The sequence below is a fragment of the Thalassospira marina genome (assembly GCF_002844375.1).
Classification (GTDB): Bacteria; Pseudomonadota; Alphaproteobacteria; order Rhodospirillales; family Thalassospiraceae; genus Thalassospira; species Thalassospira marina.
The window spans coordinates 2,516,374-2,533,667 of sequence record NZ_CP024199.1; the positions used below are offsets into that span (position 1 = coordinate 2,516,374).

General features: G+C 54.6%; 14 protein-coding genes. 8 read left to right on the forward strand and 6 right to left on the reverse strand.

The features are described 5' to 3' along the window. The first annotated feature begins 130 nt into the window (after nt 1-130). Entirely contained in the window at nt 131-3,265 is a 3,135-nt protein-coding gene (locus CSC3H3_RS11495) for an Rne/Rng family ribonuclease (protein WP_101284897.1), read from the forward strand. Between the two features lie 120 nt (nt 3,266-3,385). Here the strand turns inward: CSC3H3_RS11495 and CSC3H3_RS11500 are convergent, their stop codons facing one another. Together CSC3H3_RS11500 and CSC3H3_RS11505 are read right to left on the reverse strand one after the other, a co-directional pair. Further along, nucleotides 3,386-4,537, reverse strand: coding sequence for a pyridoxal phosphate-dependent aminotransferase (locus tag CSC3H3_RS11500; protein WP_101284898.1), 1,152 nt, complete (start codon nt 4,535-4,537; stop codon nt 3,386-3,388). A gap of 113 nt (nt 4,538-4,650) precedes the next feature. Beyond that, nucleotides 4,651-5,925, reverse strand: a complete 1,275-nt coding sequence (locus CSC3H3_RS11505) for a gamma-glutamyltransferase (protein ID WP_245881091.1) — start codon at nt 5,923-5,925, stop codon at nt 4,651-4,653. 85 nt (nt 5,926-6,010) lie between these two features. On the opposite strand from CSC3H3_RS11505, the gene CSC3H3_RS11510 reads away from it, so the two are divergent. The 3 genes from CSC3H3_RS11510 (at nt 6,011) to CSC3H3_RS11520 (ending at nt 9,181) form a co-directional block, all read left to right on the forward strand. After that, a complete protein-coding gene (locus CSC3H3_RS11510) occupies nt 6,011-7,351 on the forward strand; it encodes a M48 family metalloprotease (RefSeq protein ID WP_101286203.1) in 1,341 nt (446 codons plus the stop codon). A gap of 208 nt (nt 7,352-7,559) precedes the next feature. Then, a complete protein-coding gene (locus tag CSC3H3_RS11515) occupies nt 7,560-8,324 on the forward strand; it encodes a hypothetical protein (RefSeq protein WP_101284900.1) in 765 nt (254 codons plus the stop codon). Between the two features lie 86 nt (nt 8,325-8,410). Then, a complete protein-coding gene (locus CSC3H3_RS11520) occupies nt 8,411-9,181 on the forward strand; it encodes a thioredoxin domain-containing protein (RefSeq protein WP_101284901.1) in 771 nt (256 codons plus the stop codon). A gap of 116 nt (nt 9,182-9,297) precedes the next feature. Here the strand turns inward: CSC3H3_RS11520 and thiS are convergent, their stop codons facing one another. After that, nucleotides 9,298-10,293, reverse strand: a complete 996-nt coding sequence (thiS, locus tag CSC3H3_RS11525) for a sulfur carrier protein ThiS (protein ID WP_101284902.1) — start codon at nt 10,291-10,293, stop codon at nt 9,298-9,300. A 235-nt stretch (nt 10,294-10,528) separates the two neighbouring features. Between thiS and aroQ the strand changes: the two genes are divergently transcribed. From aroQ to accC, 3 genes are read left to right on the forward strand one after another with little or no spacing between them, the layout of a single operon-like run. Further along, a complete protein-coding gene (gene aroQ / locus CSC3H3_RS11530; protein ID WP_101264339.1) occupies nt 10,529-10,975 on the forward strand; it encodes a type II 3-dehydroquinate dehydratase in 447 nt (148 codons plus the stop codon). A gap of 12 nt (nt 10,976-10,987) precedes the next feature. Then, nucleotides 10,988-11,443, forward strand: a complete 456-nt coding sequence (gene accB, locus CSC3H3_RS11535; RefSeq protein WP_101264340.1) for an acetyl-CoA carboxylase biotin carboxyl carrier protein — start codon at nt 10,988-10,990, stop codon at nt 11,441-11,443. A gap of 18 nt (nt 11,444-11,461) precedes the next feature. Further along, nucleotides 11,462-12,805 (forward strand): acetyl-CoA carboxylase biotin carboxylase subunit, encoded by a 1,344-nt coding sequence (gene accC, locus CSC3H3_RS11540; RefSeq protein ID WP_101284903.1) that lies wholly within the window; start codon nt 11,462-11,464, stop codon nt 12,803-12,805. Nucleotides 12,806-12,867: 62 nt separating this feature from the next. Here the strand turns inward: accC and CSC3H3_RS11545 are convergent, their stop codons facing one another. Beyond that, nucleotides 12,868-13,632 carry a hypothetical protein gene (locus CSC3H3_RS11545; protein WP_101284904.1) on the reverse strand — a complete coding sequence of 255 codons (765 nt, stop codon included), beginning with the start codon at nt 13,630-13,632 and terminating at the stop codon, nt 12,868-12,870. Between the two features lie 322 nt (nt 13,633-13,954). Between CSC3H3_RS11545 and aat the strand changes: the two genes are divergently transcribed. Beyond that, entirely contained in the window at nt 13,955-14,605 is a 651-nt protein-coding gene (gene aat / locus CSC3H3_RS11550) for a leucyl/phenylalanyl-tRNA--protein transferase (protein ID WP_101284905.1), read from the forward strand. A 103-nt stretch (nt 14,606-14,708) separates the two neighbouring features. On the opposite strand, the gene CSC3H3_RS11555 is transcribed toward aat, so the two are convergent. After that, entirely contained in the window at nt 14,709-15,770 is a 1,062-nt protein-coding gene (locus CSC3H3_RS11555; RefSeq protein ID WP_101284906.1) for an ElyC/SanA/YdcF family protein, read from the reverse strand. Nucleotides 15,771-15,996: 226 nt separating this feature from the next. Continuing rightward, nucleotides 15,997-17,238 (reverse strand): phosphoglycerate dehydrogenase, encoded by a 1,242-nt coding sequence (gene serA, locus CSC3H3_RS11560; protein ID WP_101264345.1) that lies wholly within the window; start codon nt 17,236-17,238, stop codon nt 15,997-15,999. Nucleotides 17,239-17,294 lie beyond the last annotated feature (56 nt).

Sequence of the window (17,294 nt, forward strand, 5' to 3'; positions counted from 1 at the left end):
TGAACCATACAAATCACGGACATATCGCGACCTTTATGGGCGGCGCCTTCGGTAACGCCGGTTTGTTTGCATATCAGCACACTTTAGCGAGACGCATTAAACTGGCGGGACCTTCAGGAACAGGTTCCGAATGGTCAAACGTATGCTCATCGACGCAACGCACGCGGAAGAAAGCCGCGTCGTTGTCATAAATGGAAATCGCCTAGAAGAATACGACGTCGAAACTTCGACCAAGAAACAGATTAAAGGTAATATCTATCTCGCCAAAGTTACGCGGGTTGAGCCCTCGTTGCAGGCTGCCTTTGTCGACTATGGCGGAAACCGTCATGGTTTTCTGGCATTCAGCGAAATCCATTCCGATTATTACCAGATCCCTGTTGCCGACCGTGAAGCCATTGATCGCGCCCAGGCAAGTTCGCATTCCGTACGCGATGCCGAAATTGTCGAAGACAATATCGGTGGCGAGGAAGACGACGCCCCGAAAAAAGAAAAGAAACCTGCCCGTTCGCGTTCGCGTCGCAAACCGCGCAAGGATGATGCTGCCAGCACACCTGCTGCGGAATCAGCTGATGATGCCAGCGAAGCACTTGCCGCTGGTGATGACGCCGCCGTAAGCGAAAACGCAGACGCAGCAACCAGCGATGCCGGTGATGAAGACGGCAAGCCGCGTCGTCGCCGTGTGCGCAACCGTCGCAAAAAAGCCGACGAAAACGATGCTGCGTCCAGCGATGCATCCGCGCAGGGTGATGACAATAACGGCGATGATGGCGACAATGGTGGTTCGAACACCGTTGCGACCATGGCGGCCGAAATTGCCGAAATTTCCGTTGATATTGACGATGCCGATACCGACACCGTCAATGACGAAGAAAATATCGAAGACATGGGTGGCGATGACACCGATGAGTTTTCCGATAGCGTGCGCCCGCAATTGCAAAAGCGCTACAAAATCCAGGAAGTCATCAAACGTCGCCAGATTCTGCTGGTTCAGGTAGTTAAGGAAGAACGTGGCAACAAGGGTGCCGCCCTTTCAACCTTCCTGTCGCTGGCCGGTCGTTATTGCGTTTTGATGCCCAACACCCCGCGTGGTGGCGGCATTTCGCGCAAAATTACCAATGCGCAGGATCGCAAACGCCTTAAATCCATTCTTGCCGAACTGGAAATTCCGGGCGGTATGGCGGTTATTGTTCGGACAGCCGGTGCCGAACGGACCAAAGCCGAAATCAAGCGCGACTTTGATTATCTGATGCGCCTGTGGGACCGCATTCGCGAAACCACCCTGCAGAGCCAGGCACCCTGCCTGATTTATGAAGAAGCCGACCTGATCAAACGTTCCATCCGTGACCTTTATGCACGCGATGTTGATGAAGTTCTGGTCGAAGGTGACGACGGTTACCGCGTTGCCAAAGACTTCATGAAGATGCTGATGCCCTCGCATGCAAAGCGTGTGCAGCCCTATAAGGACCAGGGCGTGCCGCTGTTCCACCGTTTCCAGGTGGAAAGCCAGCTTGATGCGATGCTGAACCCGGTTGTTCAGCTGAAATCGGGTGGTTACATCGTGATCAACCCGACCGAAGCCCTTGTTGCGATTGACGTTAACTCCGGCCGGTCGACCCGTGAACGCAATATTGAAGAAACGGCATACAAAACCAACCTTGAAGCCGCTGAAGAACTGGCCCGCCAGCTTCGCCTCCGTGACCTTGCCGGTCTGATCGTTGTCGACTTTATCGACATGGAAGACCACCGCAACCAGACCGCCGTTGAACGCAAGCTGAAAGAAGCGATGCGCAATGACCGTGCGCGCCTGCAGATCGGTCGTATCAGCCCGTTTGGCCTTCTTGAAATGTCGCGTCAGCGCCTGCGTCCGTCGCTGGTTGAAAGCGCATTCGAGGTTTGCACCCATTGCCGTGGCGTTGGTCTGGTTCGCTCGATTGAAAGTTCGGCACTGCACCTGCTGCGTGTGATCGAGGAAGAAGGCATGCGCCGCCGTGCCGGCGCACTGACCGTTCACGTCGCCAGCGAAGTCGCCCTTTACATCCTGAACCGTAAACGCGATTCACTGGCTGAAATCGAACAGCGTTATGGCTTCACCGTCATGATTTTCGGTGATGACAGCCTGATTTCGCCGGACCACCGGATTGAACGTACCCGCGCACCGAAAAACGGTGAAGATGACCACCATCATCATGCGGTTCTCAATACCGACAGTGTCTCGCTGACCGCCATCGAAGCCCCGATTGAAAAGGTCGAGGAAGAGCTTGTTGAAAATACAAGCCGCGATGACGAGCACGACCACAATCAGGATAATGACGATCAGAACAAACGCCGCCGCCGCCGCCGCCGTCGTCGTGGCCGCCAGGATGACCGGGATGAAAACCAGTCTGGCGACAATGATGACCTTAACGGCCAGGACGATGGCAACCAGGATGCATCGGCACCGTCTGATCGTGGCAATAACGACAATGATGATGGCGACGATGACGATGATTCATCGCGCAAGCGTCGCCGTCGTGGCAAACGGGGCGGCCGCCGCCGTTCGCGCCGCCAGGATTTTGAAACCGCACCGCGTGTGATTTCACCGGCAGATGATGCCGAAGCCACCGAAAAACGCCGCAGCCGTGACCACGCTGCCCCGGATGGCAGCGAAACCGACCTCGTGATTGATGGCGATAGCGAAGGCCAGGATGCCGATAGCTTTGCCACCAGTGACGAAGATGGCACCATCCGCCCGGCACGTGAACGCAGCACGACGGCCCCTGCCCCGGCACGCCAGCGTCGTGACCGCCGTGATCGCAACAAGGATAATCGCCGTAACAAGGATAACCGTGATCGTAATGATCGTGGCGACCGCGGTGATCGTGGTGAAGTGCGCAACATTCCGATCCAGAATGGCCCCGCACCGGAAGCCGCCAACGAGGCACCGGCAAGCGATGCACCACCAGCAGCCGAACCGGCACAGGTAAGCACCCCGGCAGCGGCATCCGCCCCGGAAGCAACCTTTGAACCGGCTGCAACCACCAAGCCCGAACCGGCTGTGGTCAAGGCGGAAGCAGCCAGCAAGCCGATCGAACTTGATACGGATAAACCTGCCGCCGAACCCAAACCGGCAGCAGAAACCGTAACAGCCACAGTAAACGCTGATGCACCAGCTGAAAAACCTGTCGCAGAAAAGGCAGAACAGCCTGCAGAAGCCCCGATGGTTGAAACGGCACCTGCCGCACCGGCAAAGCCGAAGCCGAAACGCAAAGGCTGGTGGAGCTCCTGATCAGAACGTTCAGGACAGGACACAAAACAAGAAAGGGATGCCACATCGGCATCCCTTTCTTCATTTATAAGCCACTGTTTTTCAAGATTTTTTCAGAAAAAATCCCGAAAGACGTACCGGTTACATCTTCCAGTCCTGCAGGGCTTTTACGGCCCCAAGCATGGTCTGTTCGCTATGCGCAAAAGAAAAGCGGACAAAGGATTTACCGCGGAACGGGTCAAAATCGGTGCCGGGTGTTACGGCAACACCGGTTTCGTCCAGCATCCGTTTGCAAAATGCTTCGCTATCATCAGTGTGGCGCGACACGTCAGCATAGAGGTAAAACGCACCATCAGCAGGTGCAAACTGGTCAAACCCGGCTTTGGGCAGTTCGTTTAACAGGATTTCGCGATTTCGCGCATAGGCCGCGATATTGGCCTGCAATTCATCTTCGCAGTCAAAGGCGGCTACAGCGGCCAATTGCGACAGGGTAGGTGCGGAAATAAACAGGTTCTGTTGCAAACATTCCACCTGGCGCACCAGATCAGGCGGGACAACAGCCCAACCCAGTCGCCAGCCCGTCATGGAAAAATATTTGGAAAAGCTGTTTACGATGAAGGCATCATCGCCAAATTCGACAGCCGTTGAATCAGCAACATCCCCAAATGAAATGCCCTGGTAAATTTCATCCGAAATCAGGCGAATGCCCTTGGCTTTGCAATAGGCAACCAGTTCGGAAAATTTTTCACGCGATACCATGCTGCCTGCCGGGTTGGACGGGCTGGCAAGGATCAGTCCTTCAACCGGTTTATCCAGCGCTTCAAGCATGGCAATCGTTGGCTGATAGTGGCTTTCGGGACCGGCCATCAGTGTGACCGTTTCAATACCAAGCGCGCCGAGAATATTGCGATAGGCCGGGTAACCCGGTGCCGCCATCGCCACACGGTCGCCAGCATCAAATGCCGCCAGAAATGCCAAAACAAAGATTGATGATGAACCGCTGGCAACACAAATGCGCGACGGGTCCAGCGTAACGCCGAATTTGCGTTTGTAATGCCCGGAAATTGCATTGCGCAGGGGTTCAACCCCCAATGCATCGGTATAGCCGATCAGGTCATCATCAAGCGCACGCGCCGCTGCCTCGCGCACCTTGCGCGGTGCAGGCGTGCCCGGCTGGCCGACTTCAAGATGGTAAACCGCCTTGCCGCTTTGCTGGCGCATATTGGCCGCGCGCAAAACATCCATCACGATAAAAGGCGAAATCGCACCGCGGTCAGATTTTTTCAACGTCATCTTCTATCCAGTCCGTCAAAACGAAACCTGCCTGTATGAAGATCACACAGGCAGGAAAAGGGTCTTTTCTGCATCAGGTGGTCAAACCGCCTGCAAAACGATTACCGGCGCGTTTACCGCCCCAGTGCCATACCGGCCCCGGCAGGGTCCGCCACAAACTGGCAGCTTTCCGGATGCGGCGGAATGCCCGCAGGGCATGACACCTTGTTCACCGTTGAAACACCTTTGCTGTTCAGGCCAATATTTGCCGCACTGCCCGCACCCACCAGTTCCTCGGCCATCTGGGCGATCTGGCTGGTTGCGCCTGCCGGCGTATCGGTCCCGGCGATGCCATAATAGAATTCAAAGACATTCGGGTTGATTTTCAATACCGGGCCGACCAGCGGTTCCGCAACATCACCACTGGCAAGGTCAAGACCAAAGGCATTGGCGCCAATACCAACGCCAAACGGCTCGGTCATGGTGGTTTCGCAGGCAACGGCATTTGCGGCCAAGTCAACCACAACAAAACCGCTGCGCCCGCCCTTTGCCGCGCTGGCCGGGGCATTATCAATATCGGCCAGATAACGGTTCAGGACATCCACCAGTTCACCTTCCCCGGTAATGTCGCCAGTGCCCGTGGCAGCCCGCGGCGCATTGGTGAAATAGATGTTTTCATTGCCCGATTTAACCGCAGTTGCTTCACGCCAGACCGGTTTATAATTGTTCAGGTCCGCCAGGGTCAGCGTGCCACCTGCATTGTTCACGGCAGCAACAAGCTGCGTTGCCAGGCCACCATTATAAAACTCACCCGGCCCCTTAACACGCAGCGACGTCAACAAGGCACCAAGACCCAATTGCTGAACACGATCACCAACATCAAGCAGTTCGCCATCACGGCTGTAAATCTGTGCCAGTGACGGGGTGGAAAGGATTTTATCGCGCGATGCATCCAGATCAATTTTAAGCGAGCGCGATAGCGGGGTCCCAAAACGGGCATCCTGTTCGGCACTGGCAAGAAGCTGGCCCCAGTTCAAACGGCCATAGCGGGCGCTAAGCGCATAAAGACCACGGGGAACACCGGGAACGGCCGTATGGACCTGCCCGCTTTTGGTTTGGGTGCCCGGGCGCGGCCAGAAATCAAGAACTTCGATTTTTTTTGCCAAACGGTCATGCACAACACACACACCGCCACCGCCAATCCCCGCCACCGAAGGCTTGGTTACGGTCATGGTGGCATACATGGCCACCGCAGCATCAGCCGCCGTACCACCGGCAGACAAAACATCGCGCGCGGTCTGGACTGCAAGGGGTTCATCACCCGTAATACCACCCAGCACACCTTTTACTGCCCCGATCTGGCCAAGATTTTGTGTTGGGGTTGTACAGGCGGCAAGTATAGCAGTCATTGCGAAAGCGGCAGCGATCCGCCATGATGGCTGGCCCGACGACTTTTCGTCTGGCCCGGATGAACGAACATACGGAACGCATATTTTGCTTAGACGCATTTTAACACTCACTGCCATTTTCCTTGTTGCCTTGCCTAGCGCAGTATTCGCCCAAGGCCGTTCATTTATCCGTGACACGGAAATCGAAGAAACCCTTCGTCTCTATGCCACGCCCCTGTTCAAGGCCGCTGGTCTCGATCCACAGGCTGTATCGGTTTACATCGTTTCCGATAACAGTCTCAATGCGTTCGTTGCCGGCGGGCAAAAACTTTTTATCAATACCGGGCTTCTGTTGAAAGCAGATACTCCTGAACAGGTGATGGGCGTGATCGCGCACGAAACCGGCCACATTGCCGGCGGCCACCTTTCACGCGTGCAGGACCAGTTGCGAAATGCCTCGGCAATATCCATTCTTTCCACGGTGTTAGGCGTTGCTGCTGGTGTTGCAGCGGGTCGTGCGGATGTGGGCACTGCCGCAGTTATTGGCGGGCAGAACCTGGCCCAGCGTAACTTTCTTGCCTATTCCCGTACCCAGGAAAGCAGCGCGGACCAGGCCGGCGTTAAATTCCTGACCCAGGCCGGTATTTCGGCGCGTGGCATGAAAAACTTCATGGAAAAGCTTGAAGGCCAGGAACTGTTAAGCGCCGCCAACCAGGACCCGTATCTGCGCAGCCACCCGTTAACCACGGAACGTGTTGAGTTTCTGGAAAATTACGTTGCCAATTCGCCGCTGAAAGATGCCAAGGTCTCGCCGGTTCTGTATGAACGCCATGCACGCATGCGCGCGAAGCTGTATGCCTTTACCAACAGCCTGCAATTAACCCTGCGCCAATACCCGGAATCGGATACCAGCATGGCTGCGCGTTACGCGCGTGCCATTGCCTATTACCGCGATTCGCAATTGCAGCCGGCACTGGACCGCATCAATGCCCTGATCACGGATGAACCAGAAAACCCCTATTTCGCCGAATTGAAGGGCCAGGTCCTGCTGGAATTTGGCAAAGCCAGCGATGCCATCGAACCGCTGCGCACTGCGGTTCAGCAATCCAATGGCGATGCACCGCTGATTCGCATTCTGCTGGCCCATGCCGAACTGGAATCCAATAACCCCGATGTTTTGCCCGACGCCAAAGAAAACCTGCTCGCGGCCCTTTCCAAGGAACGGGACAATGCGTCGGCATGGCGTTTCCGCGCGATTACGGAATCGCGCTTGAACAATGCTGGCGAAGCATCCCTTGCCCAGTCGGAATACAGCCTTTTGACAGGGGATCGCAGTGCTGCACGCTATCATGCCGTTCAGGCCGACCGCCAACTGACCAGCGGCACCGCCCCCTGGCAGCGCGCGCAGGATATTTTGCGCGCAACCGAACCGGATAAAAAGAACTGACACCCCAATACACCCGGCGCGTTTAACGCTTAAACAGCAATTAATCGCGCCGGGTGACCTTTGGGGGATTGCTCGGCAGTAATCGTTCAAACCACTTCCACCCTTCGGCTTCACCCTGCCAGAAAGCATTGATATCCGGGGCGGCAAACCACCCTGCCCCAGGACCAAACCGCTTTCTGCTGCTTTTGATTTTGCGGAAAACAGGCATATGCCGAAACCAGCCTTTCACCCCCTTGCCCATCTGCACTGTCTTTTTACCCGTGTCCTGGCATCCGGTGCGCTTTGTCTGGTACTGGCAGCCTGCACCCTGCCCGGTTCCGGGGTGGAGGCCAATGGCGGGCTGAAACTACTTTATGCGCCCTTTCCATTAAATGCGGAAAAGCTGCCGGAGTATTGGCTTTATGCATCACCGGTCGATGATCTGGTGACAGGCCAGCCGTCGCCAAATCGCAGCGATGATACCCTGCAACGCGATACCCTGTTCTGGCAGGATATCGACGGCAGGATTGCACTGGGCGTTTCATCCCACCCCGCGCAAAACCGGCATATCCAGCTTGGCCGACGCACCAATGTTGCCATTCTTGGCAGCCCCTATCTGTCGTTTGACTGGCAGTTGCGCGGCGGGGCAAAGGGTGGCGACACCACGCTTATTCTTGGTTTTCGCAACCAGAATGCCGGTAGCTGGAATGAAAATGACCTGGGCATAGGACTGCCTGGCGTCGATTACGTTTTGCAAATTCCCGTGGGTGGCGCACCCGGTGCAAAAGAACCGCTGATCAACAACCCCGCCCCTGACGAAACAGGTTATTGGCAAACCGATTATCTGGATCTTGCCACCCTGCATCGCCATTACTGGCCCGATGCCAATACACGTGACGTCAAACTGGTCTGGATCGGCATTGCCACCGGCCCCCATCAAAGCCGCCCGGCGCAGGCTGTGACCTACCTCTCGCATATTTTACTTTCCCGCTAGGGGTGCTTCCCCGTATCAAGGCAGGATAAAGTTTTCACATGGATGGTGGTGTTCGCGTCACCATTCCGTAAACAACAGGAATTTCAATGCCTTTGCACATTTTAAAGAAAACCGCAGGATTTGCTGCAATCGTGCTGCCGCTTTCAATGATGGCGATGGCCCCGGCCCATGCCAGCGACGACAATCTGTCTGACGCGCAGCAGAAGCAGGTGGAATCCATGATTGAAAACTATCTGATGGATCATCCCGATGTGCTGTTAAAGGCGCTGCAAAATGTTCAGACCTGGCAAATGGCAGAAAAAACCCGCATGCAGGACGAAGCCATTGCACCGGTCTGGCAGGAACTGACCAGCAAGGATGCCACTGCACCGTCCGTTGGTGCAGCCGAGGCCCCCGTCACGGTTGTCGAATTTTTCGATTACCAGTGCGGCTATTGCAAACGTGCCTTTGACGATGTGATGGCAATGGCCGATGACGACACCCAGAAAATCCGCACCGTATTTTTGGAACTGCCGATCCTGACACCGGAATCACTGGTGGCCGCCAAGGCGGCCCTCGCTGCCCAAAAACAGGGCAAATATCTGGAACTTCACCGCGCCATGATGGGCAGCCGTGGTAAACTCAGCAATGATCGCATTGATGAACTTGCCGCAGGTGCCGGCGTTGATGTCGCCCTGATGCGCAAAGATATGGAAGGCGACGATATCCGCAAGGAACTGGCGCGCAATGCAGCGATGGCAAAATCCATCGGCGTTAATGGCACCCCGGCCTTCCTGATCAATGGAACGCTGGTACCGGGCGCGGATATGGAACGGGTGCAGTCACTCGTGGATGCTGGCCTGGAAAAGAATTCCTGATCCGTTAATTGCCAACACTGGCAGTTTTTTGGTTTCGGTTTCAAATCAAACAAAGAAGGCTCCGTTTCGATCGGGAAACGGAGCCTTCTTTTTACCCTGAGCGGGTTTTGCGCCGATCAGATAATACCTGCCAGCGGCGAGGACGGATCGGCATAGCGCTTGCGCGGCATACGACCAGCCAGGAACGCTTCACGCCCGGCAATAACAGCATGTTTCATGGCGCGCGCCATACGGATCGGGTCCCTGGCACCAGCAATGGCTGTATTCATCAAAACACCGTCACAGCCCAGTTCCATCGCATAGGAAGCTTCTGATGCAGTGCCAACGCCCGCATCAACCAGGACCGGCACCTTGGCGTTTTCCTTGATCAGCGCGATATTGACCGGGTTAATGATCCCCATGCCTGATCCAATCAGCGAGCCCAGCGGCATGATGGCAACGCAGCCCATATCTTCAAGAATTTTCGCCTGGATGGGATCATCGCTGCAATAAACCATCACATCGAAACCCTCTTTGATCAGAATTTCGGCGGCTTTCAGGGTTTCGGGCATATTCGGATACAGGGTTTTCTGATCGCCCAGCACCTCAAGCTTCACCAGGTTCCATCCCCCGGCTTCGCGGGCAAGGCGCAATGTGCGCATGGCATCATCGGCGGTAAAGCACCCGGCCGTATTGGGCAGATAGGTGTATTTTTTGGGGTCAACATAATCAACGAGCATCGGCTGGCTCGGATCAGTTACATTCACGCGGCGCACGGCGACCGTTACGATTTCAGCACCGGATTCCTCAAGCGCAAGGCGGGTTTCCTCGAAATCGCGATATTTACCGGTCCCGACCAGAAGACGGGATTTGAAACGGCGCCCGGCGACAACAAAGCTGTCATCGGCAGCAGCCGCCAGTTCCGGCTCGCCCGTGCCACCACCGATAAAATGAACGATTTCAAGCCGGTCGCCATCGCCCAGTTCTGTGGCACCATAAGCGGTTTTGGGTACGATCTCCAGATTGCGCTCCACGGCAACCTTGGTCGAGGCAATCTGCAATTGCTCGAGCAGGTCGGCGACGGTTGCGGCATTTTCGATAATACGGTCTTCACCATTGATCGTAAGGCGCATTGTTCTGCTTACTTTCCTAATCCTTGCATGCTGGCGCGCAGTATGGTCAGCACCGGGGGCGAAGGCAAGCCGAGATCGAGCGAAATACCGCCCCTAGACGGTTGAATAGGGCAATCAACGAACAATTAACGACAGGGCTGGCATATTCCTTGTTCAGAATGTAAGGAATGCAGCGTTGCGTCAGACTTTCGTCGTGTTATAAACGCTGCACAAACTGTTGGGTATGTGAGACCGGATGACAAAACCCGTCTACATTTTAAATGGGCCAAATCTTAATCTTCTTGGACAGCGTCAGCCCGAAATATACGGTGCGACCACCCTTGAGGACATAAAGTCACTGTGTGACAACCATGCAGCGACGCTTGGTCTGGAAATTGCCTTTCATCAAAGCAATCACGAAGGCGTCCTGGTTGACTGGATACAGGAAGCCCGTGTAAAGGGATGCGGCATCATTTTGAATGCTGCGGCCTATACACATACATCGGTCGCAATTCTTGATGCCTTGCTGGCATCCGACCTGCCGATCATCGAGGTACATCTGTCGAATATCCATCAGCGCGACACTTTCAGGCACCATTCCTATGTATCGAAGGCCGCAAAAGGCATGATCTGCGGTTTTGGTGCCCAGGGTTACATTCTGGCCCTTGACGCGTTGAAACCCCTTATCGCTCCATCATCATAAAAGATAGTCGAAATGAGCAAGTTCAACATCGATAACGACGCCATTCGCCAGCTTGCAGAACTGCTGGACGAAACCAACCTTACGGAAATTGAAGTTGCCGCTGGCGACAACAAAATCCGCGTTGCCCGCCAGGGTGCAACCTATGCCGCCGCACCGGCCCCGCTTGCAGCAGCGCCGGTTGCAGCCGCCGCTGCACCGGCAGCCGCCGCATCTGGCGGTGACGTTGCATCGCATCCGGGTTGTGTCAAATCACCGATGGTTGGTGTTGTCTATTTCGCACCGGAACCCGGTGCCGCACCGTTCATTACCGCTGGCAGTACCGTTGCCGAAGGCCAGACCCTGATGCTGATCGAAGCGATGAAAACCTTCAATCCGATCCGCGCGCCGAAGGCCGGTAAAATCAGCCAGATTATTGCGACCGACGGCAACCCCGTCGAATATGACGAGCCGCTGGTCATCATTGAATAAGCCGGGGTTATAACCGCAATGTTCGAAAAAATCCTGATTGCCAACCGAGGCGAGATCGCGCTGCGTATCCAGCGCGCCTGCCGCGAAATGGGCATCAAAACCGTTGCGGTGCATTCCACCGCCGATGCCAATGCCATGCATGTTCGCCTGGCAGACGAAGCGGTTTGTATCGGCCCGGCAGCATCGCGTGACAGCTATCTGAATATTCCGGCCATTCTGTCAGCAGCTGAAATCACCGGTGCCGAAGCCATCCATCCCGGATATGGCTTCCTTTCGGAAAATGCCGATTTCGCCGCCATGGTCGAAGAACACGGCTTTGCCTTTATCGGCCCCAGCCCGGAACATATCCGGACCATGGGTGACAAGATCACGGCAAAACAGACCGCCGAAAAGCTTGGCATTCCTGTTGTGCCGGGTTCCGATGGTGAAATCACCACCGTTGAAGCCGCCAAAAAATGTGCTGCCGAAATCGGCTATCCGGTTCTGATCAAGGCATCGGGTGGTGGCGGCGGTCGCGGCATGAAGGTCGTTGAACGCGACGAAGACCTTGCCGAAGCCTTTTCCATGACCCGTAAGGAAGCATTGCAGAACTTTGGCAATGCTGCCGTTTATATGGAAAAATATCTGGGCAAGCCGCGCCATATCGAATTGCAGGTTATTGGCGATTCACATGGCAACGCCGTGCACCTGTTCGAGCGTGACTGTTCGCTGCAGCGTCGCCATCAAAAGGTTCTGGAAGAAGCACCAGCGCCAATGCTGCCTGCCGAAGAACGTGCCCGTATCGGGTCGATCGTGGCTAACGCCATGCGCGGCATGGGCTATCGCAATGCTGGCACCATCGAATTTCTTTATGAAAATGGCGAGTTCTATTTCATCGAAATGAACACCCGCCTGCAGGTGGAACATCCAGTAACCGAAGCCATTTCCGGTGTTGATCTGGTGCGCGAACAGATCCGCGTTGCCGCTGGTATGGAACTGTCATTTACCCAGGACGATATCGAAATCAATGGCCATGCCATTGAATGCCGTATCAATGCCGAAGACCCGCAAACCTTTGTCCCCTCGCCTGGTAAAATTCAGGAATACCATGCACCGGGTGGCCTGGGTGTGCGTGTTGATAGTGGCATTTATGCCGGCTATTCGATTCCGCCCTATTATGACAGCATGATCGCCAAGCTGATCGTGCATGGCCGTGACCGCGAAGAATGCATGATGCGCCTGCGCCGTGCGCTGGCCGAATATGCCATTGGCGGCATCAAAACCACCATTCCTTTACATCAGCGACTGCTTTCAAACCCTGATATTCAGGCCGGCAACTACGATATTCACTGGCTTGAAAAATTCATGGATATGAAGAAGTAAAATAAAAAACCGGGGATCAAATGATCCCCGGTTTTTTGCTGTAATTGCTACATCAAGTGGGATTAGGTCGGTGAGGCATTATCAACCAATTCTGAACCCTGTATGACCGGTATCTCAGAATCAGATTCACCATTTTGTTCTTGATTGTTTTGCCCGCCCTGATTCTGCAATAATATGTTCTGCAACTGGGCGGAATTGCCCGGATTTGCAGCATTTAAATTCTGGCTGGTACTTGCCTGACTAATAGCCGAAGTTACTTGCTGTACCGCCCCAGGCGACACCGCAACGACCGCCGAATTATTTGCCGCAGCATATGAATTGGCAGCAACCTGCACACTTGCGGTCGGGTTAGCCTGATATACGCGCGGTGATGTTGCAACCCGAACCGCCTGGGTCGCAACTTGCGCAACCTGTGCAGGTGCAACCCGAATCACATTCGGGTTAACAATAATACGAGCCGCAATTGCGGCCACATTATTGGCAGCCGCTGGCGCGGAAGTCTGGATCGGGCTGTTGCTGACAATACTGACCGCCGCCTGCGCCGCAGCAATGGCCAACTGCGGATTGGCATCAGCAACCCCCTCAGCTATTGCAACAACCTGCTGGGCAAGACTTGCTGCCTGCGTCGGGTTACCCCCACTCAGGGTCTGAATTGCCGACTGAATTGACTCTACATTCCCCGATACAAGAGCCGCCCGCAAAGCTGGGGGAAGCTGGTTAAGAGCAGAAGGCCCCGCCTGCTGGGCGAAAGCGATTGTCGGACCGTATGCGCCGACAAAAGCCGTCGAGACAAGGAAGGCAACACCAACTGACCGTAAAAGTTTCATGATACCTCCTCAGAAAACATACGGTTGAATTTTGCGAATAATGCGCTGAACATGCGTATTACACAATGCCAAATCGGAATTCCAAAACCAGTACGACAGGTTTTCTGATACTGGCCGAATGCAATTTTGTTTTATCCATCAATGCGATATCATCATCGCAAATTTGAACCCCATTAAGTATAGGTTGCATTATACCTAATCACAGTAAAACAGAATAGATTAATTTTCATCTTGTTGCGCTGGTCACGATACACATATGAAAGACAGGATCTGACGGGACGGGCCGTCAGTATGATCGGGATATGCAGCTATTTCAGCCATCATGTCGAACCAACTGACACCAGAGCTTTTGATCCGCGCCTATTCCGTGGGGCTGTTCCCCATGGCCGAAAGCCATGATGACCCGACCCTGTACTGGATTGATCCGGAATGGCGCGGCGTTATCCCGCTGGAAGGCTTTCACGTACCGCGCAGCCTGCGCAAGGCCGTCCGAAAGGGCGAGTTTGATATTCGTGTTGATTCAAATTTCGCTGCCACCATCGCAGCCTGTGCCGCCACCACCGATAACCGCGAAGAAACCTGGATCAATAAAGGCATACGTGATGCCTATTGCCATTTACATGAAATGGGCTGTGCCCATTCAATTGAAGCCTGGCAGGGCGGGCAACTGGTTGGCGGATTATATGGTGTCAGCCTGGGGCAGGCCTTTTTTGGCGAAAGCATGTTTTCACGGGCAACCAATGCATCGAAAATCGCGCTGGTTCATCTGGTGGCATTGATGCGGCAGGGGGGCTACCGCCTGCTTGACACACAGTTTGTCAATGATCACCTGAAACAGTTTGGCGTTATTGAAATTTCGCGTGAAAAATACCGGGGCCAACTGGCACAGGCGCTTACCGGTCGCGCCACCCTGCCCTTCGAGGCCGATGAAGACGCAATCGAAGCCGTTTTATGCCAAAAGCCCTATCCATAAAAATACCGGCTGCGCCTTTTGGGCAACGCAGCCGGTAACATGAAAGCCTATCAAACACCATCTAACAGCGCGGAATTTATCGCGCAGGCCAAGGGCTACACCCTTATTGTTGCAAACCCGGAAATGCCCAAAGACCCGCGACACGTAACAGATCGCGATAGACAACAAGGCGTTCGGCGTCGCTTACTTTTGCGGCTTCTTCGATACTGTCAAAATCAAGCGCGATCAGCGGATGAACCACAGCATCGTCATCATACTGGCCCAGAGCATCCTCGAGAACGCTGCGCGCGCGGCGCATGTGGCTGGCGCTGGTTACCAGGATGACGTCATCAGCCGTATGACGATGCAACAGGTTGGCGACATTCAGCATATTGCCAACGGTATCCTTTGATTTGTCTTCGATGATGATGCGATCGCGGCTGATGCCATGATCCACCAGCCAGCGCATCATCATGTCACCTTCCGTCACACCTGATTGCGGCTGGCCACCCGTTACCATCACATAGGCATCCCGGTTCTTTTTCGCCGCTTCCAGCCCCACTTCCAGGCGCTGCAACAAAGGTGGGCGCATGCTGCCATCTTCGGCCAGGGCATAGCCCAGGATCACCACCATCGAATGGTTTTGCAAAACCGGCACCGTCTGGTTCGGGCTTTCGGCCATGATGGCATCGGCACGCGCAAAACGCTGGCGGAACTGATCAGCCCGGACATGGTCAATACCGGCCATGGCATCCATATAATTGCGATAGGCGGCGGCGTCATTACGGATATGGGCCAATGCCGCCAGCCAGGTATAGGCGTTAAAGGCATTGGGATCGACACGGGTGATGCCGGTCAGGGTTTCAATGGCACCATCGGTATTTTTCTGCAAAATCCTGGCGGATGCAATGGCATAGCGGAAATCCAGCCGTTCGGGTGACAGGGCGGATGCCTGGGTAAAGGCCTGCTCGACCACGTCGTAGCGCCCATGCAGGGTAATGCCCTTGAAGACCTCGGCCTCGGCCTTTTTGATGTCACCGCCGGACCAGTAATAATGCATGCCGGTATCCACCAGCTCGCGAATGCGCGCGGCATCGGTTTGGTCGGCTGCCCACAGGGATGAAACCGGCGCGCTTGCCAAAAGTGCTGCCGTAATGCCAACCCTGATAGTTTTTTTGATATTCATTTTCTTGTCCTGTTTTGCCTTGTCCACGAAAGAACATCAAAACAGAAGCATGAAAAAATACCTTTTGAATACCAAATATGACACTTTTATTACAAAAAAGTTACAGTGGCTTTGATTGGTATTTGAATCACGAAAGGGTTTGAGACCAGTTCCAAAAAACAGCCACGAAAAAAGGGCGATGCCACCTGGCACCGCCCCTTTCAAAGCAGCGAGACAGACCGGAGTCTTAGAACAGGAAGCGCACGCGGAGCGTGCCGTTAATGGCTTCGAGTTCCTTGCGAATACCAAGGCCCGGTTTGATTTCGTCGTCAACTTCGACGACCACATAACCAACACCACCTTCGGAACGCAGATACTGGCCGGAAATGTTCATACCGCGCGATGCAAACACATCGTTGATCTTGGAAAGAACACCCGGAACGTTGCGGTGAATATGCATGAAGCGTGTATGGGTGCGGTTTTTAACCGGCAGGGCTACTTCGGGGAAGTTAACCGCGCCAAGGGTCGAACCGTTGTCGGAATAGGTGATCAGCTTGTCTGCAACTTCGATACCGATATTTTCCTGCGCCTCCTGGGTGGAACCACCGATATGCGGGGTCAGGATAACATTGGTCATGCCGCGCAGCGGGCTTTCAAATTCCTCGTCCTTGCCTGCAGGCTCGACCGGGAAAACGTCAATCGCGGCACCAGCAAGATGGCCGCTTTCAAGGGCAGCAGCCAGATCTTCGATAACGACAACATTACCGCGTGCCGCATTGATGAAATGCGCACCCGGCTTCATTTTGCCCAGTTCGACCGAGGTGATCATATTTTTGGTCTGATCATTGGCCGGAACATGCAGCGAGACAACGTCGGAACGGGCCAGCAGGTCATCCATGCTGACGCACGAAGTTGCATTACCCATGGCAAGCTTGTTGATCACGTCATAGTAAACAACATTCATGCCCAGCGATTCCGCAAGCACCGAAAGCTGCGAACCGATATGGCCATAACCGATAATGCCCAGCGTCTTGCCGCGTGCTTCGTACGAGCCCTTGGCATTTTTAAGCCAGCCACCGGCATGGGCCGCGGCACTGCGCTGCGGAATACCGCGCATCAGCATAATGATCTGGCCCAGCACCAGTTCGGCAACCGAACGGGTATTGGAATAAGGCGCGTTGAATACCGGAATACCGCGCATGGCAGCAGCCGACAGATCAACCTGGTTGGTGCCAATACAGAAACAGCCAATCGATGTCAGCTTCGGGGCGGCATCAATGATTTCTTCGGTCAGTTTGGTACGGGATCGAATGCCAAGAAAGTGCGCTTCGGAGACAACAGATTTCAGTTCGTCTGCGTCAAGCGCGGCGGGATACAGGTCGACATTGGAATAGCCAGCCTCCCGGAACATTTTAACAGCATTTTCATGGATACCTTCGAGCAGAACAATTTTGATCTTGTCCTTCTCCAACGAAAGTTTGCTGATCACGACGTACCATCCTTTTTTTCGAAGAATTAGCCGGGGTTTTCCCCGGGCCGTTCATG